Below are 19,273 nucleotides of genomic sequence, written 5' to 3'. Positions count from 1 at the left end.
TGACATTAGCAACCAAGGTCATTGCTAGGCTGAAGACATGACAAATAATTCTTCAGTCGTCGCCTCGAACCATGGCGTCGATGTCACTGCCCTTAAAGGTCATATCGAGAAGAACTTCGAGAGGATCCTCGAAGAACTCAGCTCGCTGGTAGCCATCCCCGGAGTCGCTTGGGAATCCTTCGATCCAGCCAACCTGGAAGAAAGCGCCAAGGCCGTGGCCGCACTGGCCAGCGACGCCGGCATGGAAAGTGTCGAGATTCTACGCGAGCCGGACGATAACGGCGTCATGGGTGCACCTGCAGTGGTGGCTCGCCGTATGGCCAAGCCAGGCAAGCCGACTATCCTGCTGTACGCGCACCACGACGTGCAGCCTCCGGGGAACGAAGAAGACTGGAACACTCCGGCCTTCGTGGCCACGAAGGTAGGGGAACGGCTCTACGGTCGCGGCGCAGCCGACGACAAGGCGGGCATTATGGTGCACATCGCCTCCCTGCGTGCGGTGCTGGAGTCCGTGGCAGATTTCGGAGTAGGCGTCACCTACTTCTTCGAGGGCGAAGAAGAGGCCGGTTCGCCGTCCTTTAGAAACTTCCTCGAGGCCCACCAGGACAAGCTTGCCGCCGATGTCATCGTCGTGGCCGACTCTTCGAACTGGGCCGTGGGAGTCCCGGCGCTGACCAGCTCATTGCGCGGGATGGCTGCCGCGGAAATCACCGTGCGCTCATTGGGGCACGCAGTTCACTCGGGCATGTTTGGCGGTCCGGTGCTCGACGCGCCGATTCTTGCAGCGAAGCTCATTGCGTCTTTCCACGACGAAAATGGATCGGTTGCAGTACCCGGATTGGTGGCGAACGATAGCGCCGATGTCGACTTCGACGAGGCCGAGTTCCGTCGCGACAGTTCGGTGCTTGAGTCCGTTCAACTGGCAGGCACCGGCAAGATCACCGACCGGCTCTGGAATAAACCAGCGCTCAGTGTCATTGGAATGGATATGCCCAGTGTTGATCGCTCGTCCAATACCCTGATCCCGCAGATGCGCTTCAAGGTTTCGATGCGTTTGGCTCCCGGGCAGGAACCAAGCCAGGCTCTGGCTGCTTTGGAAGCTCATGTGAACTCCGTGGACCTACGTGGTGCCGAGGTCCAGTTTGTGGCTACCGAAGCCGGCAGCGCCTATCAGGCGGATCTCGAAGCTTCGGCCAATGGAACCGCACGCTGGGCTCTGGAACAATCGTGGGGAGTGGAGCCTGTCAGCATGGGCTTGGGAGGATCGATTCCGTTCATCGCGGACTTGCTCGAGGTATTCCCGCAGGCTCAGATTCTGGTGACAGGCGTGGAAGACCCCGATTCGCGGGCTCATTCGGCGAATGAGTCGCTTCATATTGGGGACTTCCAGAAGGCGATTGTTGCAGAAGCCTTACTGTTGGCGCGGATTAACTCCGAAGGCCTGTGAACCGCGTCATACAAGGAGAACTTCTGAGAGCATTTTCAGTGTCTGCGACGTAGTATTGAATCAAGAACAGGCGCCATTTACCCTGAAGAAATTCGTGGTGATGTCGTCACACCAAGCAGTATGGGAGGAAAATCATGACTGCAGCAGTTGACCAGACAAAAGGTGACTCAACCGAGCTACCAACCCACGAGGTAGAAATTTCCGACGTGGCTGCGTTGAAGGTACGTTCACTTCTGGAGCAGGAAGGTCGTGACGATCTTCGTTTGCGTATCGCCGTTCAGCCTGGCGGCTGCTCGGGCCTGATTTACCAGCTCTACTTCGACGAGCGCATGCTCGAGGGTGACGCAGTGCGAAACTTCGACGGCGTGGAAGTCATCGTCGACAAGATGAGCGTGCCGTATCTCTCCGGCGCTTCGATCGATTTCGAAGACACAATTTCAAAGCAGGGCTTCACTATTGATAACCCTGCAGCCTCCGGCTCCTGCGCCTGTGGAGATTCCTTCCACTAGGCCTTAGGGAACTAACGCCGCCGTTCAAACGTTGAAGAAATTTCTCGTTGGAACGGCGGCGTTTTTCGGTATTCTGGGGTCGAAGAGGGTAAGCTCTACATTAAGTAGTAAAACTATGTTTCCCTTCGTGAGCCACCTCACTGTGCAACTCGTTTAACCGCGAGGTGACTTATGAAGACCACATTCTGCACCAACAAAGAGGAAGGGCCGTCTGTGAGTTCGCAACACCGAACCGGCAGTCGCGGAACTGCCAAGGCAAAAGTTATTGCTTTGGTTGGCGCCGGCGCATTGCTGCTGACGGGATGTACAGCGGAGGCTAAACGCGGTTGGCTCCCAAACGTGGAGCGCGATACCACGAACCACACTGGAGCAATCCAGGATCTATGGGTTCACTCCTGGATCGCCGTGATCATTATCGGAATTTTGACCTGGGGTCTGATGCTTTGGTGCGTCGTGGCTTACCGTCGCCGTAAGACCGATACTGGTTACCCACGTCAGCTGAGCTACAACCTGCCATTGGAGATCTTCTACACGGCCATTCCCTTGGTCCTTGTTTTGGTCTTCTTTAGCTTCAATAACACTGTTGAGAAGTCGATCAACGCTCCTGTAGATTCCGAGGTCGTCGTAGACGTCCGCGCGAAGCAGTGGTCGTGGGACTTCAACTACAGCTACGAGGGCCAGGAGAAGTACTTCGCTGGCGAGCAGGCTCACCTGAACAAGGACGGCTCGGCTGGCGTGAAGGAATCACTGCCAACCTTGTACCTGCCTGCAGGTAAGTCGGTAACTCTCGAGCTCAACAGCCGCGATGTTATCCACTCGTTCTGGGTTCCAGCATTCCTTCAGAAGCTGGACATGATTCCAGGTAAGACCAACTACATCTACCTGACCCCACAGGTTGAGGGTAACTACGATGGTAAGTGCGCCGAGCTATGCGGCGAGTACCACTCGGAGATGCTCTTCAACGTTGCGGTCGTTAGCGACGCAGAGTTCAAGGCTGAACTTGCCAAGCTGGAAGATGGCCACATTGGTGAGGAATACGACCGTCAGCCTAACAAGGTCAACTCCATCGTTGTGGAGCACGGTCACGCAGAGGAAGGAGAGTAATCGCTATGACTACGTTTGAGTACGCTACCGACGACGTCAAGTCGATTGCCCCATCCGTCGTGCCGAAGTCAAAGGGTCGACTCTTTGTCGACTACATCACTTCGACCGACCACAAGAAGATCGGGTACATGTACCTGATCACCTCGTTCATCATGTTCTGCATCGGTGGCGTCATGGCGCTGCTGATTCGTGCAGAGCTGTTCGAACCAGGTATGCAGATCCTGCAGACCAAGGAACAGTACAACCAGCTGTTCACCATGCACGGCACCGTCATGCTTCTGATGTTCGCAACCCCGCTGTTCGCAGGGTTCGCCAACGTGATGATGCCTCTGCAGATCGGTTCCCCAGATGTGGCCTTCCCACGTCTGAACGCGTTGGCCTTCTGGTTCTTCTCCTTGGGTTCGACAATCGCCTTGGCTGGCTACCTCACCCCCCAGGGTGCCGCTAGCTTCGGTTGGTTCGCTTACGCACCACTGTCGAACACCACCTTCTCGCCAGGCATCGGTGGAGACCTCTGGGTCTTCGGTCTTGCACTGTCGGGCTTCGGTACTATCCTTGGTGCCGTCAACTTCATCACCACCATCATCTGCTTGCGTGCTCCTGGTATGACCATGTGGCGCATGTCGATCTTCGCGTGGAACACCTTGATCACTTCGATCTTGGTCCTGATGGCCTTCCCACCGTTGGCAGCTGCGCTGTTCGCTTTGGGTGCAGATCGCCGCTTCGGTGCACATATCTTTGACCCGGATAATGGTGGCGCCGTTCTCTGGCAGCACCTGTTCTGGTTCTTCGGTCACCCAGAGGTTTACATTATTGCGTTGCCGTTCTTCGGTATCGTTTCGGAAATCTTCCCGGTCTTCAGCCGCAAGCCGATCTTCGGTTACAAGGGTCTGGTCTTCGCGACCATCTCCATTGCAGCTCTTTCGGTTTCCGTTTGGGCACACCACATGTACGTGACCGGTTCCGTAATGCTGCCGTTCTTCGGCTTCATGACGATGCTGATCGCTGTACCGACCGGTGTGAAGTTCTTCAACTGGATCGGTACCCTGTGGCGAGGTTCGATTACCTTCGAAACTCCAATGCTCTGGAGCATCGGCTTCTTGATCACCTTCCTGTTCGGTGGCTTGACCGGTATTATCCTTTCCGCTCCATCGCTGGACTTCCACGTATCCGATACTTACTTCGTGGTGGCACACTTCCACTACGTGGTCTTCGGTACCGTGGTGTTCGCAATGTTCGCCGGCTTCTACTTCTGGTGGCCAAAATGGACCGGTAAGATGCTCAACGAGCGTCTAGGCAAGATTCACTTCTGGCTGCTCTTCATCGGCTTCCACGGAACCTTCCTGATCCAGCACTGGCTGGGCGTTATGGGTATGCCACGTCGTTACGCTGACTACATGCCAGAAGATGGCTTCACCGCCATGAACCAGGTTTCGACCGTGTTCGCCTTCATCTTGGGTATGTCGATGATTCCGTTCTTCTGGAACGTGTGGGTCACTCACCGCAATGGCAAGAAGGTTGAAGTTGACGATCCATGGGGCTTCGGCGCATCGCTGGAGTGGGCAACATCTTGCCCTCCACCACGTCACAACTTCCACTCGATCCCACGTATCCGTTCCGAGCGCCCAGCGCTGGATCTGCACCACCCAGAACTGAGTGGTCGTTCCACTCCTACTGCTGGTGCCGCAAAGATCTTCGGACCGGCTGACCAGAAGGACCTGTAAAGATGAAAGTTGAATCCTGGCTCTTCCTGGGTGGAATCTTCTTCTTCACCCCTGTGGCAGTCGTCTACGGCTACATGACCAACTGGAACGAATGGGTTGGCCTGCTGGCTCTGCTCATGCTCACCGGTTTGTCGGCCATGGTCGGCGGTTACCTGTACTTCACCGCCAAGCGTGTTGGTGCTCGTCCAGAGGACCGCATTGATGGCGAAATCCACGAGAACGCCGGAGACCTCGGCCTGTTCTCGCCATGGAGCTGGTGGCCACTGGTACTTGCCGGTGCCGCTGCAATTGGCTTCCTCGGCCTGGCCGTTGGTTGGTGGGTCTTCTTCATCGGAGCAGGCCTATCCGTAATCGCACTCGTTGGCTGGGTTTACGAATACAGCCGCGGCGATCACGCCCACTAAGTAGTTCTCCTAACGGGGTGACAAGTTCTTACTTGTCACCCCGTTAGTATTTTAAGTAGCACCACCGCGTCAAAGGAGATCATCGTGCGTTACTCGCCGACGCCAGCCGTTACCGCCACACTCGATGCCCAGAGTAAGACGAGCAAGTATCGCCAGATCCGCGACATTCTCAAAACCCACGCCCGGGAATCCTGCAAGCCAGGTTATAAGATTCCGCCTGAGCGTGAGCTGGCGGCCCATTTCGGAGTGGCCCGAAAGACTATCCGCCAAGCTATTGATGCCCTGGTCGATGAGCAGGTGCTCAAACGCGTGGTGGGCATCGGCACTTTTGTTGTCCCGGAAAAAATGGATCTTCGAGTACGGCTGCACTCATACTCCGAAGATATGATGCGCCGCGGCATGGTGCCCGACGCACGAGTTCTAGAATTCGACGAGCTCAAGGCATCCACCTACCTTAGTGCGCAGCTCATGGTCGACGAGGGCACCGCGGTAATCCGTTTCAAACGACTACTGCTTGCGGACGGCACCCCAATGAGCCTGGATGAGAACTACATGCCTGCGGACCTCGTGCCAGGCTTCACCGACGGTCCACCGCCGTCCAAGCTCTATCAGGCTCTCCACGAGCGCTACGGCATCTTGCTGGAGTGGGGCGAAGACCAAGTGGAAAGCACCGCTGCAAGCAGCGCACAGGCGCTTTTACTTGGTGTTGAACCGGGCTTTCCACTTTTGCAGATCACCCGGTATGCCTACATTGGCGAGCGCCTCGCCGACTATTCGGTTTCACTGTATCGCTCAGATCGATACAAGCTCTTTGTGCCGCTGCAACGGCTCGGAACACGCACTCCCCGCTATACCGAAAACTTCTAGCCTTAGATATGCGTACAGCGCCATTGGCGAGGGTTCTATCGGAGGTTCCACTGGCAACGGAACAAGATTTCGGGTTTAGCCCATTAATTCGCTACTGTCGCTAACCCGTAGGTTCTGCCATGGTCTTTGTCAGATTTCGTTGCGGCGCGGTTCGGGGTCGGGTATCCCTCCGTAGTGAAGCGATCCACCTAGCGTGTGGAGGCAGCCAACGCTCATGCGTGCAGATCCATACCGGCTACGAATGCGGCCTTGGGCAGATGCAACAAAACCATGAGTCGGTCCCGTATTTGCGGGACCGGCTCATGGTTCGTCTGCGTATAAGCACGCGTGCTCCAGAAACGAATCAAACTCTGACTTCGCTTCCCGGGGGAGAGCTATCTGCCGGGAATGCTTTGGCCGATGACACTGCTCGGGAACTCCTCAAGTGAGTGGCACTGCGTGCGACGGTGTGCCAGGGCGGTCTTTACGCTCTCGTGCTGGCCAATTGTGGGTACAGCGCTTCGAGCGGTGCGCTGAGCCCCGCCTTCAGCTGTTCCGAGGTGGCATCGGCAAGAACCTCGTGCTGGCCGGCTTCCATGGCATCAAAGACGATGCACACCAGGTCCGCCGGGTCGGTCTTCGGATCGGTGGCGTTCGCGGCCATAGGTGTGTCTACGTAGGCCACGTGCACCCCGAGGACCTGCACTCCTGCCGGGGCCAGTTCCAAGCGCAGCGAGTTAGTCGCAGACCACAGGGCGGCCTTGGTGGCGCTGTAGATTCCGGCGACTGCATACCAGCTCAGGGCCGAGTGCATGTCGATCAGCACCGAATTCTCGTGTGCCGACAACACCGGCGCAAACGCCCGTGCTACAAACAGGGGTCCGAGGAAGTTGGTTTCGACGTTCGCCCGGATTTCCTCGTCGGTATGGGTGAGTATCCCGGCACTGGACACCGAAGCTCCGGCATTGTTGATCAACACCGTCACGTCTCCGGCGGCCGCCACAGCGGCCTGGATCGAGGCTGTGTCGGTGACATCCAGGACCAGCGGAATGATCCGCTCGTCGTCCCAAACACGCGGATTGCGAGCTGTGGCATAGACCTTGCTTGCGCCACGGGCTAGAGCTTCGTGGACGAAATGGGTTCCGATGCCACCGTTGGCTCCGGTGACCAGGACAACTGCACCATTAAGTGAAGACATGTGATTGATTCCTTCTTCTCGTTGCTCGGGCCGCAGGCTTAGGCGTGGGCCATGGTGGGGTAGTCGACGTAGCCGGCTTCGCCGCCGCCGTAAAGGGTTGCGGGATCCAGATCATTGAGCGCGGCGTGGGTACGCAGACGCTCGACGATGTCCGGGTTAGCCAAGGCCATCCGGCCCAGCGGGGCAATGTCGGCAAGCCCCGCGTCGATGTCATCTGCCACCTGTTCACGGGTGCGGCCGTAGCGCACCACGAGCACCGCTGTGGGCCAGACGTCGCGGAAGGAGCGCAGCAATTCGTCGTCGCCCACATGATGCACGTGCAGGTAGGCCAAGTTCAGGGACGCAAGCTCCCCGACCAGGTGGCGGTACTGTGCCCGCACGCTCTCGGTGTCGCCCTCTTCGATTCCGCCCAGCGGCATGGCCGGGGAGAGTCGAATGCCGACGCGGTCGGCGCCGATCTCCTCTGCGACGGCCTGCACTACTTCAATGACGAACCGGGACCGGTTCTCCACCGATCCGCCGTAGGAGTCGGTGCGATGATTGGCGTTCGGGGAGAGGAACTGGTGCAGCAGGTAGCCGTTGGCGCCATGGATCTCCACACCGTCAGCACCGGCTGCGATCGCGGAGGCCGCGGCGTGGCGGAATTCGGAGATCACGCCTGAGATCTCCTCGGTGCCCAGCTCGCGCGGGACCGCCATCTGCTGCTGCCCGGTCGGGGTCGCGATGTCCTGGCCTGCGGCAATCGACGAGGGCGCCACCGGCTGGCGGTGGTGCGGCGAGTTGTCCGGGTGTGCGGAGCGACCTGCATGCATCAGCTGGATGAACAGTGAACCGCCTTCGGCGCGCACGGCGTCGGCGACCTTCCGCCAGCCTTTGATATGTTCCGGGGTGTAGATGCCCGGGGTGTTCAGGTATCCCTGCCCGTCGGCCGAGGGCTGGACTCCTTCGGTGATGATAAGACCGAGCGAGGCACGCTGCCCGTAGTAGATCGCGGAGAGGTCTCCGGGGGTGCCATCCGGTTTGGCTCGGTTGCGGGTCATGGGGGCCAATGCGAGCCGGTGGGCAAGGTTCACCCGTCCGAGGGTGAATGGTTGCCAGAGGGAAGTCGAAGCCATGGGGAAGAATCCTTTATTTGGGTCGGTCATGGATGTCGGTACATCAAGCCTCCCGGCGGAACGCTCTGGGCCCGCGTGGGAGAACGAGTGGATGCATATCCGGTCCCGCACAGTACCGACTATAGTCATAACTGAGTTTAGTCATCTATTATTCCCTAAACGTCAATTCATGCCAGTCGCCTCCCAACCGAGCGGCCGGTGCGAGCGAAATGAGCAGGCCAGGGTCGATCGGATCATGGCTGCCAAGCGAGAACTTATTGCCGAACATGGCGTGAATGAAGCCACACGCTTAGCGCCCATCGCTGAACCGATGATCCCCGAGTGCGTACCAAAATGCACTCGACGTCAGCGCCAGGTCGTTCTCGTATCCGCGCTGAAAGGATTACCTGATACTCGCTGGGAGGAATCGAGCTCAGGAAGCCGAGCTTGCCACCCATCCCTTGCATGGGGCACTGAACGATTAGTCGGTCTAGAGATTGAACTTTGCACAGTGCGTTCCTTCAGCCAGCGCCCGTAATGATCGACATGGTGCTCCGCCGAGATCAATTGAATGCCTCCTGGAAGATCGCGCTGCCCGAGCAATACCAAATGCGGGGGAGTAGCGCGCAGTAAAGCGGCATTAAACCTAGAAGAGGGACACACCAGATGGTGTGTCCCTCTTCTTGTGACTAATGCGAGTCGATATTACTTCTCGATCGAGTCTTGCTTTTCACCCTCAACCTCATGGTGGCCGTGGGCTGCATGTGCAGCTTCAAGCTCCGCTGGGGAAACTGGGGCAACGCGATCTTCGAAGAAGAACTTCGAGATAGCTGCACGACGCTTCTCCGAGCCGGAGATGTGTCCTGCTGCATCCGGCTGAGCCGGAATGTACTTGTTGTCGTTGAAGTTAGTGAGGAGGTAACGCTTGTACACGTCAACTTCCTCGTGCTTCTCCGAGAAGCCACCTTCTGGGGACATCTGGATAATGCCTGCTTCACGACCGTGCAATACGATCTCGCGATCCTTGCGCTGCAGCGACAAGCAGATACGTCGCGTCAACCAGAAGGCAAAGATTGGGCCTAGGAAGAACAGCGTACGTAGCCAGTAGGTTACGTCATTCAGCGATATGTGGAAGTGAGTTGCGATCAAGTCAGACGAGGCAGCTGCCCACATCACACAGTAGAAGACAACACCAGCGGCACCAACAGCGGTACGGAACGGAGCGTTGCGCGGGCGATCCAACAGGTGGTGCTCGCGGTTATCCTTGGTCACCCAACGTTCGATCCATGGCCATGCGAACATCACCATGAACAATACACCGGCAGGAACCAGCGCTGGAAGCAGGACGCTCAGGACCAGAGTGTTATCGCCCCATGGGAATGGGATGATCCATTCGAAGCTGAAGTTACCGAGGTAACCAGGCATCAAACGCAACGCACCATCGACGAATCCGATGTACCAGTCCGGCTGGGTACCAGCGGAAACAGGTGATGGGTCATATGGACCGTAGTTCCAGATCGGGTTGATCTGGAAGAGACCGGAGATGAACGCCACGATACCGAAGACGATGAAGAAGAAGCCGCCGGCCTTCGCTGCGTAAACCGGACCAACTGGGAAGCCAACAACGTTGTCGTTGGTGCGACCTGGGCCAGGGTACTGAGTGTGCTTGTGGGTCACAACCATGAACAGGTGAATGACCAGCAGCAAGATGATCACTGCAGGAACGATCATGATGTGCAACGAGTACAAGCGAGGAATGACGTGAACGCCGGGGAACTCGCCGCCGAAGAAGAACATCGACAGGTAGGTACCAACGATTGGCAGAGCCTTCATCACGCCGTCAATAATGCGCAGGCCGTTACCGGAGAGCAGATCATCTGGCAGTGAGTAGCCGGTGAAGCCAGCAGCAAGACCCATGATCAGCAGCACGCCGCCGACAACCCAGTTCAGTTCACGTGGGCGACGGAAGGCGCCGGTGAAGAACACGCGCAGCATGTGCACGGACAGCGAAGCTACGAAGAGCAGTGCCGACCAGTGGTGTACCTGACGCATGAACAGACCACCGCGAACATCGAAGGAGATGTCCATGGTCGAAGCCATAGCCGCCGACATGCCGATGCCCTTCAACGGAACGTACGAACCGTTGTAGGTGACGTGAGTCATCGATGGATCGAAGAAGAACGTCAGGAAGGTACCGGAGAGCAGCAGCAGCACGAAGGTGTACAGCGCTACTTCGCCGAACATGAATGACCAGTGATCAGGGAAGATCTTGCGACCGAATTCCTTGACCATACCCGAAGCGCCAACGCGGGAATCGACGAAGTTCGCGATCCGCCCGGTAGCGGTTGAAGGTGTGTATTCAGTAGTCGATGCCATGATTAACCACGCTCCCAGTAGCTTGGGCCTACAGGTTCGTGGAAGTCGCTCTGAGCTACGAGGTAGCCGTCAGCGTCCACGGTAATAGGCAACTGCGGAAGTGCGTGTCCAGCCGGGCCGAAGACTACCTTGCACTCATTGGCAAGGTCGAAGGTCGACTGGTGGCAAGGGCACAGCAGGTGGTGGGTGTGCTGCTCGTACAAAGCGATCGGGCAGCCCACGTGGGTGCAGATCTTCGAGTAGGCAACAATGCCATCCACGTGCCAGTCTTCGCGGCCCTCGGAGATGTTCATCTCCTGTGGGTCCATGCGCATGAGCAGCACAACGGCCTTAGCCTTTTCGTTCAGCATGTTCTCTGCTTCGTCCAGACCCTCAGGGATCACGTGGAAAGCTGAGCCAAGCTGCACGTCCGAGGCCTTGATCGGGGTTCCCGATGGATCGCGAGTCAGACGAACGCCGGTGTCCCACAAGGTGTGACGCATCTGCTCGATCATCTGGTGCGCGGTCTTACCGGTACGGTCAAGGTCGCGGAACATGAAGATTGCTGGAATTGGAGCCAAAGCAATGGCGCCAATCAGGGTGTTGCGGATCAGCGGACGGCGCTTGATACCGGTTTCTTCGATCACGGTGTCGATAATTTCGACAGCATCCTGGCGATCTGCTTCGGAGCTGATCTCGTGACGTTGTTCAACGAGTTCGTGATCCGGCATCAGAGTCTTGGCCCAGTGAACGATGCCTACACCAATTCCGAGCATCGCAAATGTGGTGCCCAGACCCAGTGCAGCGTTCTGCACACGCAGTTCAGCGAAGGTCATTTCGCCCAGGTGGCCCAGGACGAAGTAAGCCACGAAGAAGAACAGCGTGCCAATGATGGAGATGGTAAATAGCAGCGCAACTTGGCGCTCGTGTCGCTTGGCTGCGCGCGGATCGCGATCTGCGAGACGCGGACGATGTGGGGGGAGTCCTGGATCCGGGAACCGGTCCTGAGCTACATCGTCAGCCTTAGCAACGGTGCCCGATTCTTCGGGACTGCCGTGACTATGGTCGCCCATGTTTCTCTCTCATCCTTCTGTTAGGAATTTATGTACGTAGTGATGTTTGCGGTTTGCACCGCGAAAGCCTTAGGAAGGACGCGAGGTCAACCAAATGGTGAAGGCGATGATGATGCCCAAACCGGCGGTCCAAACGAAGAGACCTTCAGCCACTGGGCCAAGGTTTCCAAGAGAAGCGCCACCGGCAGAACCATTAGCCTCAATGGTCTTCAGGAAGGTGATAACGTCACGCTTCTCATCCGGGGTGATGTTCGAGTCGTTGAACACTGGCATGTTCTGCGGACCGGTAGCCATCGCTTCGTAAATGTGCTTCTCTGAGACGCCGGCTAGCGTCGGTGCGAACTTACCGCGGGTCAACGCGCCACCACCGGCAGCGGCGTTGTGGCACATTGCGCAGTTCACTCGGAAGACGGTGCCACCGTGGGCTGCATCGCCCTTGGTGGTATCCAGGGATTCTCCGTCTGGAATTGCTGGACCTGCGCCGAGGCTCGCAACATAGGCCGACATCTGCGAGATCTGGTCTTCGTCAAACTGAACTGGCTTAACCTGGGCCTGCGGGCCCTGCATCTGCATTGGCATACGGCCGGTGCCTACCTGGAAGTCAACCGCTGCGGCGCCAACGCCGATCAGCGAGGGGCCTTCCTCGGTGCCTTCGGCGTTCATGCCGTGGCAGGTGGCGCAGTTGGCTACGAAAAGCTTCTGGCCTTCCTCTACATCGGCTACCGATGCAGAAGTGGTTTCCGCTGCCTTCGCTTCGCTTACGCTACCGGCTGCAGTGTACAGACTGCCGGTGACCAGCAATCCGAACAACAGCAGGGCCACAGCGGCGAGCGGGTGGCGGCGCTTTTTCGAAAGAGCCTTCACTTGCTGGTTCCTCACTTAGTTTCTTGGTGTGGTGTTGCCATACTTCTGTGGAGGCAACTGATGGATATTAGTTGCCTATTGCAGGAAGTAGATGATCGCAAAGAGCGCGATCCACACTACGTCAACGAAGTGCCAGTAGTAAGACACAACGATGGCGCCGGTCGCTTCAAAGTGACCAAACTTCTTAGCTAGCATTCCTCGACCAATAATTAGCAAGAATGCTAATAGGCCACCGAGCACGTGAATGCCGTGGAAGCCAGTGGTGATGTAGAACGAGGAAGCGTACGAGTTCGAGTTCAGCGCTACGCCTTCGCTAACCAGCACGGCGTATTCGTAGGCCTGAACAGAAACGAAGATCGCGCCAAGAATGAAGGTAAGGATGAACCATTCGATCATTCCCCATTCCTTGAACTTGAAAAGTCCACCGGAACGGCGAGGCTTGAATTCTTCTGCTTTGAACACGCCAATCTGGCACGAGAACGAGCTGGACACCAGAATCAAGGTGTTAACCAGCGCGAACGGTACGTTCAGCTTTGCAGTTTCAGTCGCCCAAAGCTCGGGCGCGGCAGCCCGGAGGCTGAAGTACATGGCGAAGAGGGCGGCGAAGAACATGAGCTCGCTGGAGAGCCACACCATCGTTCCCACCGACACCATGTTTGGGCGGTTCGGCGCATGTGGCGCCGTCGTATTTGGGGCATGAGTCGCAGTTGTCACACTGTCATTATGTCTCTAAACAGCCCTCAGATACCAATGCAAACCATGGTTCAATGTCGTTTTCTACGACACACTATGAGAACAACCGCGGAAACATGCGGAAGTAGCCGAAAAACTCTTTCTACAATTCGTAGAGCTTGACCCGGCGCGCCGCACGAAACAATCATTTATGAAAGACAAACGTGCCCTAATTAGGGGTGTTTTCGGCGAAAAGCTCGATGTCTTGCAAGCCATCACGCAACGACACGAAGTAGCAGCGGGGGAGCAGCATCGATAGGCTTATATACGTGTCAACGAGCCTTGCAAATGAAAAGTTCCCAACGTGGCCAGATCTTTTGGCTTCCCTGATTAACGGCGAGAACCTAAGTCGTGAAGAAGCGGCTTGGGCCATGAACGAAATCATGACCGGCGAAGCTAGCGACGTCCAGATCGCCGGCTTCCTAGTTGCGCTCCGCGCCAAGGGGGAGACAGTGGCGGAACTTACCGGCCTGGTCGACTCCATGGTGGGTAATGCGCGCGAACTGATCATCGATGCACAAACACTGGACATTGTTGGTACCGGTGGCGATCGCCAGAACACCGTGAATATTTCCACCATGTCCACTTTGGTGTGTGCCGGTGCTGGGGTGAAGATCGTCAAGCACGGAAATCGTGCCTCCTCCTCCTCCTCGGGTTCTGCCGATGTGCTCGAGGCCCTCGGCGTGCACCTCGATGTACCAATCGAACGCCTTGTAGACGTCTATGACGAGGTTGGTATCGCATTCTGCTTTGCGAATATTTTCCACCCTTCAATGCGCCATGTCGCCGGCGCGCGTCGAGGGCTGCGGGTGCCTACAGCCTTCAACTTCATGGGACCTCTGACTAATCCAGCACTACCGAGCGCTTCGGCTATTGGCTGTTCGGACTTGCGCATGGCTCCGATTATGGCTGGCGTTCTAGCAAGTCGAGGGGTACGCGGGCTAGTCTTCCGTGGCGATGATGGGCTGGATGAACTGACCACAACCGCGCCGAATATGGTGTGGGAAGTGCGAAATGGCAAAGTGGAAGAATTCGCTTTTGACGCACAAGATGTCGGCATTGCTCGCGCAACGCTTGACGACCTACGCGGTGCAGATGCTGCCTATAATGCGGGAGTGGTGCGCGACATCGTCGCCGGCGCGACCGGACCGGTGCGAGATGCCGTGGTACTGAACTCCGCGGCGGGCATGGTGGCCTTCGCGCAAGAAGCCAACGGAAGTTTTCATGAACGGATGAGCGCGGCGATTCTACGCGCGGAGCATTCACTGGATTCAGGTGCCGCAGCTAAGGCATTGAATACCTGGTCTTCAACAACGTCCAAGTTCGTAGGAAAGTAGAAAACACGAACAAGAAAGGGAGCTTGTCTCGGGCTGCAAAGCAACCGAGACAAGCTCCCTTTGTTGTAGGAACAGCTTACTTAGTCGTCTAGACCGAGCGAGAAGGCAGCTTCGAGATCGTGTGCCGAGTAGGCACGGAAGGCAATATGCGTCTGGGTCTGGCGGATGCCTGGGATCTTTGACAGTCGATTAGCAATAACCTCTGCCAAGTCCTCGTGCTTGTGAACGCGTGCCACAGCGATAAGATCCCAGTCTCCGGCGACGGAATACACCTCGCTAATACCTTCGATTTCAGAGATCTGCTTCGCCGACTCAGGAATACTGTCGGTTGCCGTCTGAATCATGACGAATGCGGTAACCATGAAAACCTCTCAACGTTGGAAAATTCCCCGCTCTGGGGGATTGCTTCATAAAATAACTCTAGTGCACTGCGCGGAGGTGTCCCCAGTGTGAGACCAAGGTTATGACAACCGTTAAACAATCTTTAAATTTTGTAAAAAGCAATACAAAAGATTAGCATTGTAGATATGATCGTTTTAACTATCGACCAGCGTCGTTCGCGTAAAGACGAGGACAAGGTTGAAGCACTAATAAAGCAGGCCAACTCCACTGTCTCCCACATTCGTCCGTTCCAGCGAACAGCAGGCGATGAAGTCCAAGCTGTCTTTGATGACGCAATGGAAGCCATCCACCTAGCCGTGATGATGGCTGCCTCGGGGGATTGGAGTGTTGGCCTTGGCTTCGGAGCGGTAGAGCTTCCACTGCCCAAAGAAACGCGTGCCGGCAGGGGACCGGCTTTCGTGTTTGCCAGAGATGCGGTGGAACGGGCCAAGAATACGAACGCACACGTAGCCGTTGAAGGACCCACTGAAGAAGCCACTCGTTTGGAAGCGGAACTCCAGCTCACAGCCTGCATCATTTCCAAACGTCGCGCCACGGCCTGGGAGGCCGGCACATTAGCCGATCAAGGTCTGACGCAACAGCAAATTGCGGCGCGCCTAGGTATCACACAGCAGGCAGTCTCATCTAGGCTTTCAGCAGCGCTGTGGTTCGAAGCGAACCGCATGATGGCGGAAGCCACCAAGTCTTTGTCCAAGCAACTGCGACAGTTAGGGGAGTGACCGTGCTTTGGGTCGCCTGGTCGGTTCTCGTCGTGGCAGTAATTATTGCGGTGGGGGCCAGCTTCCTCGGTGGGGCACAGGGTGCCAAGGCGAAGCTGCGCAACGTATTGACGGTCCTCGCGGCATTGGCTGCCGTGCTGACTCTGATTCTGGGACTTGCCGCCAGACTCGATGAAGATCCTACCGTCGTTCCCGAAGTGTTGGTCATAGCGGTCAGTGTGCTTTTTGCCGTGAGTTTCGGCGGGCCGCTTACGGAATTAATCTTCCAGCTGGCTTCGCGCCAGGACCAAGTGGAAGAAAGCCCAAAGGCCGACCCATCACCACTGCGCGGTGGTTTGTGGATCGGCCTTTTGGAGCGGTCTGCGATTGTTGCGACGCTCTGGGCGCATTGGCCAGAAGGCATCGCGGTCGTTCTGGCAGTCAAGGGCCTCGGCAGGTTCGCTGAATTGAAAAACCATCAGGCGGCCGAGCAGTTCATCCTTGGTACTTTTTCAAGTTGCCTAGTCGCCGCCGCTGGCTATGGCCTAGGCGTGCTACTTCTTCACTGAGCGAAGAGCCACGAGCTTGCAGATCAGACGTCGACCCATCAAGAATAGGCCAAGCACCAAAACGGTCACGATGATGAACGGTAGTGCCGCGGTCGAATTCATCGACACCCGCAAGGCAAGTCCAAGAGCGACCGTGCCGAGCCAGACGAGAACACCTGTTGGCCATAGACGGTTGATGGTCGTCCACGGTCGGGATATCAGCGTCATGATCAGGTAAGCGATCAGAAATGGGAGAGCCGTCATCAAAATTCCAGTGATTGACAACGCATGCTCATGTTCACGGCGCCCGAGAAGTGCAAAAAGAATAATGAGCACAAGATCGACGGCGACCCACAACGGCCATTTGCGAATATTTTCAGACATGCTTCCATCTTAGGCAATGGCCTGAACGCAATTACTCCTGAATTGCACCCAGACCAGTCGCTTTCACCACAAAAGTACGCCGCCACTAGCAGGCTGTGAAGATCGTTAGACTAAGAGGCATGAGAAGCTGGCCCGGTGATATCTGGATGGAACGACACCAGATCACCCTCTATCTAGCTGCGATATTCTTCGGCTGCTTGTTCGGGCTCTGGTTGCCCGCAGGCAAAACCGCTCTGGAAATCACGATCAATCCACTGATTGGGCTCTTGCTTTATGCCACGTTCTTAGCTTTGCCGCTAGGGAAACTCGGCGAGGCGTTCAAAGACCTGAAATTTGTGGGTGCGCTAGTACTCGTAAATTTCCTTTTGGTTCCCCTAGTTGTCTTTGGCCTAACTCGCTTCGTGCAATACGATCATGCACTGCTGGTTGGCGTCCTGCTGGTGCTGTTGGCTCCGTGCGTGGACTATGTCATTGTGTTCACGAATGTTGCCGGGGGAGCAGGCCATCGGCTGCTGGCCGCAACACCGATGCTGATGATATTGCAGATGGTTCTGATACCAGCGTTTATCTTCCTGGTCATGGGCCCACAAGCAGTAGAACTGTTTGCGCCAGAACAGTTTCTTCGCGCCTTTCTGGGGCTCATCGTTCTCCCTCTGGTGGCGGCAACCCTGACCAGATTTTTAGCCCAACGATCTCCCCGAGTCGGTACCGTCAACTCGGCCGCCCAGTGGTTAATGGTGCCTCTCATGATGGCGACTCTTGCCGCGGTCGTAGGGTCACAGATCGTCCTCGTAACGTCGGAACTGCACCAGGTGCTTCGTGTCCTGCCGATATTTGTGGCTTTCGCTGTCATCATGGCTGCCGTGGGAACGATTGTCGCCAAATTATCGAATTCCGATGTTGCTGCGGGTCGAGCATTGGTCTTCAGCGGAATTACCCGAAACTCGTTAGTTGTTTTGCCTTTGGCTCTGGCATTGCCGGCAGAATACGATCTGGCACCCACTGTTGTGGTCACCCAGACGCTGGTAGAGCTGCTGTGCATGTTGATACTCATACGTTTGGTCCCGAAAATCCTCCGGGCGCGTAAACCTGCCCGGAATTAGGCGAGCATTCGGCGCCAGGCCGGCCGAACATGGCTCACCGCGCAGTCCCGTCGACGATCTGCTCCAGCACCTGCACGCCGATGCTGAGGCCATCTTCGGCTCTAATTGCCGCGCCTAACCCCGCAGCACGGATCGCGTAGGATTCCGTGCGGACAAGGTCGCCGATGCGTTCGTTCAGTCCGGTACCTAAGTTCCTAGCCGGTAGCGGAGTGGGGCCGGCACCGAGCGCGTGCAAACGCGCTCCCCAGAACGGCTGGTCTCCGAGGAACGGCACAACTAGTGTCGGCCGCCCCGCCCGCAGCCCGGCCGCTGTTGAGCCGGCACCGCCGTGGTGCACGACAGCCGAGACGCGCGGGAAGAGCCACTGGTGCGGAGCGCCCTCCAGGACGAGGATGTCATCAGTCCCGGACTCACCCGCGGCGATCCCGCCCCACCCGGTCGCAACGATCCCGCGCAGACCGTTAACCCGCAGCGCGGCCAAAATCGCCTCCCGGCGCTCGTTTGCGCCCTTGCCAAAGCCCATGGAACCGAACCCGACATAGACCGGAGGCGCTCCGTTCGCGAGAAAGTCCACTAGCCGTGCAGGTGGCTCCCAAGTTGAATCATCGCCTTGATCCAGGAACCAGTAACCGGTGACGTGGGCTGACGAGGGGTAGTCGCGGGGGATTGGCAGCACGTGTTTGCTGTATGGATACAGGACGTGGACCGGGCTCCCGTCGGGATTCTTGAGCGGGTCCGCGAGGCGAGCTATGCGGCCCAGTCCGACCTCACGCCGGAAGTCATTGATCATGCCACCGTAGAGGATCCCTGCCATCCGCCTGAATTCAAAGGTCGCACGGTTGCCCCACGCCCCGAAGGAGGCGCCGCCGATGAAAGGCACCGGATGCGCACGAGTCGGCGTGAAAAATGGAAGCGGGAGGGAAAGCACGCCAGGCACCCCCAGCGCCTGCGCGATGTGCTGCCCGGCCAAGCACTTGGGGTGGTACACAATGATGTCCGGGCGCGAGGACTGCGCCGCAGCCCAGCACTCCGCGTTCAGTTCGCGCATCGCGGAGGTCATGATTCCCAGTGTCTTCAACACGTCGCGCGGACCACGCAGCTCGGGCATGACCTCGCGAAGCAGACGCAGCATTTCGGAACCGGCGGGGTAGTGCGTGATGCTTCCAGCTCCACCCTTTGGTACTAGATCTGCGAACCCCTCCGGGAGCGCAAAATCAACGTCGTGCCCGGAACGTGCAAGCTCGCCAGCGAGGGCGGCATAGGGTTGGATGTCGCCGCGAGTACCGAACGACATGATCAAGACGCGCATGGCTAGTTCCTTCCCGACGGGACCACTTGGCGGCCAGGCTTCCCGGCACACGGCCAATGCTACTCCTGCCGGAATTGCCATGGCCGGACGTGAAATCCAGCGAAGCAGCGCGTAACCAACTGGCCTTAGCAATACGTAGCTG

At 57.3% G+C, this 19,273-nt stretch carries 19 protein-coding genes; 10 read left to right on the top strand and 9 right to left on the bottom strand.

Features of this window, described 5'->3' with window-relative positions; genetic code table 11:
• Positions 1–37 precede the first annotated feature (37 nt).
• The 6 genes from LG294_RS08600 (at position 38) to LG294_RS08575 (ending at position 6,055) form a co-directional block, all read left to right on the top strand.
• Positions 38–1,447, top strand: coding sequence for a dipeptidase (locus LG294_RS08600; RefSeq protein ID WP_404291398.1), 1,410 nt, complete (start codon positions 38–40; stop codon positions 1,445–1,447).
• 134 nt (positions 1,448–1,581) lie between these two features.
• Positions 1,582–1,956 carry a HesB/IscA family protein gene (locus tag LG294_RS08595; protein ID WP_404291396.1) on the top strand — a complete coding sequence of 125 codons (375 nt, stop codon included), beginning with the start codon at positions 1,582–1,584 and terminating at the stop codon, positions 1,954–1,956.
• Positions 1,957–2,169: 213 nt separating this feature from the next.
• Complete coding sequence (gene coxB, locus LG294_RS08590) at positions 2,170–3,060, top strand: cytochrome c oxidase subunit II (RefSeq protein WP_404291395.1); 891 nt, start codon at positions 2,170–2,172, stop codon at positions 3,058–3,060.
• A 5-nt stretch (positions 3,061–3,065) separates the two neighbouring features.
• Entirely contained in the window at positions 3,066–4,784 is a 1,719-nt protein-coding gene (gene ctaD / locus LG294_RS08585) for a cytochrome c oxidase subunit I (RefSeq protein WP_096284690.1), read from the top strand.
• 2 nt (positions 4,785–4,786) lie between these two features.
• The gene (locus LG294_RS08580; protein WP_404291392.1) at positions 4,787–5,188 is read left to right on the top strand and encodes a cytochrome c oxidase subunit 4; all 402 of its coding nucleotides are present in this window, start codon (positions 4,787–4,789) and stop codon (positions 5,186–5,188) included.
• An 84-nt stretch (positions 5,189–5,272) separates the two neighbouring features.
• Positions 5,273–6,055: a GntR family transcriptional regulator gene (locus LG294_RS08575; protein WP_404291390.1), complete on the top strand. Its 783-nt coding sequence runs from the start codon at positions 5,273–5,275 to the stop codon at positions 6,053–6,055.
• 463 nt (positions 6,056–6,518) lie between these two features.
• On the opposite strand, the gene LG294_RS08570 is transcribed toward LG294_RS08575, so the two are convergent.
• The 6 genes from LG294_RS08570 to LG294_RS08545 form a co-directional block, all read right to left on the bottom strand.
• Complete coding sequence (locus LG294_RS08570; RefSeq protein ID WP_404291388.1) at positions 6,519–7,232, bottom strand: SDR family oxidoreductase; 714 nt, start codon at positions 7,230–7,232, stop codon at positions 6,519–6,521.
• Between the two features lie 38 nt (positions 7,233–7,270).
• Entirely contained in the window at positions 7,271–8,347 is a 1,077-nt protein-coding gene (locus LG294_RS08565) for an alkene reductase (RefSeq protein ID WP_404291386.1), read from the bottom strand.
• A gap of 684 nt (positions 8,348–9,031) precedes the next feature.
• Positions 9,032–10,702, bottom strand: coding sequence for a cytochrome bc complex cytochrome b subunit (locus tag LG294_RS08560; RefSeq protein WP_404291384.1), 1,671 nt, complete (start codon positions 10,700–10,702; stop codon positions 9,032–9,034).
• A gap of 2 nt (positions 10,703–10,704) precedes the next feature.
• Complete coding sequence (locus tag LG294_RS08555) at positions 10,705–11,754, bottom strand: Rieske 2Fe-2S domain-containing protein (protein WP_404291382.1); 1,050 nt, start codon at positions 11,752–11,754, stop codon at positions 10,705–10,707.
• Positions 11,755–11,823: 69 nt separating this feature from the next.
• Entirely contained in the window at positions 11,824–12,618 is a 795-nt protein-coding gene (locus tag LG294_RS08550; RefSeq protein ID WP_404291380.1) for a c-type cytochrome, read from the bottom strand.
• A 75-nt stretch (positions 12,619–12,693) separates the two neighbouring features.
• On the bottom strand, positions 12,694–13,332 hold the full coding sequence (locus LG294_RS08545) for a heme-copper oxidase subunit III (RefSeq protein WP_404291378.1): 639 nt from the start codon (positions 13,330–13,332) through the stop codon (positions 12,694–12,696).
• Between the two features lie 287 nt (positions 13,333–13,619).
• Between LG294_RS08545 and trpD the strand changes: the two genes are divergently transcribed.
• Positions 13,620–14,687, top strand: a complete 1,068-nt coding sequence (gene trpD / locus LG294_RS08540) for an anthranilate phosphoribosyltransferase (protein ID WP_404291376.1) — start codon at positions 13,620–13,622, stop codon at positions 14,685–14,687.
• Positions 14,688–14,767: 80 nt separating this feature from the next.
• On the opposite strand, the gene LG294_RS08535 is transcribed toward trpD, so the two are convergent.
• On the bottom strand, positions 14,768–15,049 hold the full coding sequence (locus tag LG294_RS08535) for an Lrp/AsnC family transcriptional regulator (protein WP_096284479.1): 282 nt from the start codon (positions 15,047–15,049) through the stop codon (positions 14,768–14,770).
• Positions 15,050–15,214: 165 nt separating this feature from the next.
• Here LG294_RS08535 and LG294_RS08530 point away from each other — a divergent pair, with 165 nt between their 5' ends.
• Positions 15,215–15,808 (top strand): sigma factor-like helix-turn-helix DNA-binding protein, encoded by a 594-nt coding sequence (locus LG294_RS08530; protein WP_404291374.1) that lies wholly within the window; start codon positions 15,215–15,217, stop codon positions 15,806–15,808.
• Complete coding sequence (locus tag LG294_RS08525; protein ID WP_404291372.1) at positions 15,805–16,356, top strand: hypothetical protein; 552 nt, start codon at positions 15,805–15,807, stop codon at positions 16,354–16,356. Before LG294_RS08530 ends, LG294_RS08525 begins: the two co-directional genes overlap by 4 nt.
• Here the strand turns inward: LG294_RS08525 and LG294_RS08520 are convergent.
• A complete protein-coding gene (locus LG294_RS08520) occupies positions 16,342–16,719 on the bottom strand; it encodes a DUF3054 domain-containing protein (protein WP_404291370.1) in 378 nt (125 codons plus the stop codon). The genes LG294_RS08525 and LG294_RS08520 overlap by 15 nt on opposite strands.
• A 119-nt stretch (positions 16,720–16,838) precedes the next feature.
• Between LG294_RS08520 and LG294_RS08515 the strand changes: the two genes are divergently transcribed.
• Positions 16,839–17,822, top strand: a complete 984-nt coding sequence (locus tag LG294_RS08515) for an arsenic resistance protein (protein WP_404291368.1) — start codon at positions 16,839–16,841, stop codon at positions 17,820–17,822.
• Between the two features lie 34 nt (positions 17,823–17,856).
• Here LG294_RS08515 and LG294_RS08510 read toward each other — a convergent pair whose 3' ends face one another.
• Positions 17,857–19,131: a glycosyltransferase gene (locus tag LG294_RS08510; protein ID WP_404291366.1), complete on the bottom strand. Its 1,275-nt coding sequence runs from the start codon at positions 19,129–19,131 to the stop codon at positions 17,857–17,859.
• Positions 19,132–19,273: the final 142 nt, after the last annotated feature.

The sequence above is a fragment of the Glutamicibacter arilaitensis genome, from assembly GCF_044793945.1.
Lineage (GTDB): Bacteria > Actinomycetota > Actinomycetes > Actinomycetales > Micrococcaceae > Glutamicibacter > Glutamicibacter arilaitensis_B.
The sequence above is the reverse complement of the archived record's forward strand: the minus strand, read 5'-3'. Positions and strand labels throughout refer to the sequence as shown.

Excerpts from the sequence above, each read along its gene's own strand:
- LG294_RS08600 (WP_404291398.1), top strand. The coding sequence starts at position 38 with ATGACAAATAATTCTTCAGTCGTCGCCTCGAACCATGGCGTCGATGTC.
- LG294_RS08595 (WP_404291396.1), top strand. The coding sequence starts at position 1,582 with ATGACTGCAGCAGTTGACCAGACAAAAGGTGACTCAACCGAGCTACCA.
- ctaD (WP_096284690.1), top strand. The coding sequence starts at position 3,066 with ATGACTACGTTTGAGTACGCTACCGACGACGTCAAGTCGATTGCCCCA.
- LG294_RS08580 (WP_404291392.1), top strand. The coding sequence starts at position 4,787 with ATGAAAGTTGAATCCTGGCTCTTCCTGGGTGGAATCTTCTTCTTCACC.
- LG294_RS08570 (WP_404291388.1), bottom strand. The coding sequence starts at position 7,232 with ATGTCTTCACTTAATGGTGCAGTTGTCCTGGTCACCGGAGCCAACGGT.
- LG294_RS08565 (WP_404291386.1), bottom strand. The coding sequence starts at position 8,347 with ATGGCTTCGACTTCCCTCTGGCAACCATTCACCCTCGGACGGGTGAAC.
- LG294_RS08560 (WP_404291384.1), bottom strand. The coding sequence starts at position 10,702 with ATGGCATCGACTACTGAATACACACCTTCAACCGCTACCGGGCGGATC.
- LG294_RS08555 (WP_404291382.1), bottom strand. The coding sequence starts at position 11,754 with ATGGGCGACCATAGTCACGGCAGTCCCGAAGAATCGGGCACCGTTGCT.
- LG294_RS08535 (WP_096284479.1), bottom strand. The coding sequence starts at position 15,049 with ATGGTTACCGCATTCGTCATGATTCAGACGGCAACCGACAGTATTCCT.
- LG294_RS08530 (WP_404291374.1), top strand. The coding sequence starts at position 15,215 with ATGATCGTTTTAACTATCGACCAGCGTCGTTCGCGTAAAGACGAGGAC.
- LG294_RS08520 (WP_404291370.1), bottom strand. The coding sequence starts at position 16,719 with ATGTCTGAAAATATTCGCAAATGGCCGTTGTGGGTCGCCGTCGATCTT.
- LG294_RS08515 (WP_404291368.1), top strand. The coding sequence starts at position 16,839 with ATGAGAAGCTGGCCCGGTGATATCTGGATGGAACGACACCAGATCACC.
- LG294_RS08510 (WP_404291366.1), bottom strand. The coding sequence starts at position 19,131 with ATGCGCGTCTTGATCATGTCGTTCGGTACTCGCGGCGACATCCAACCC.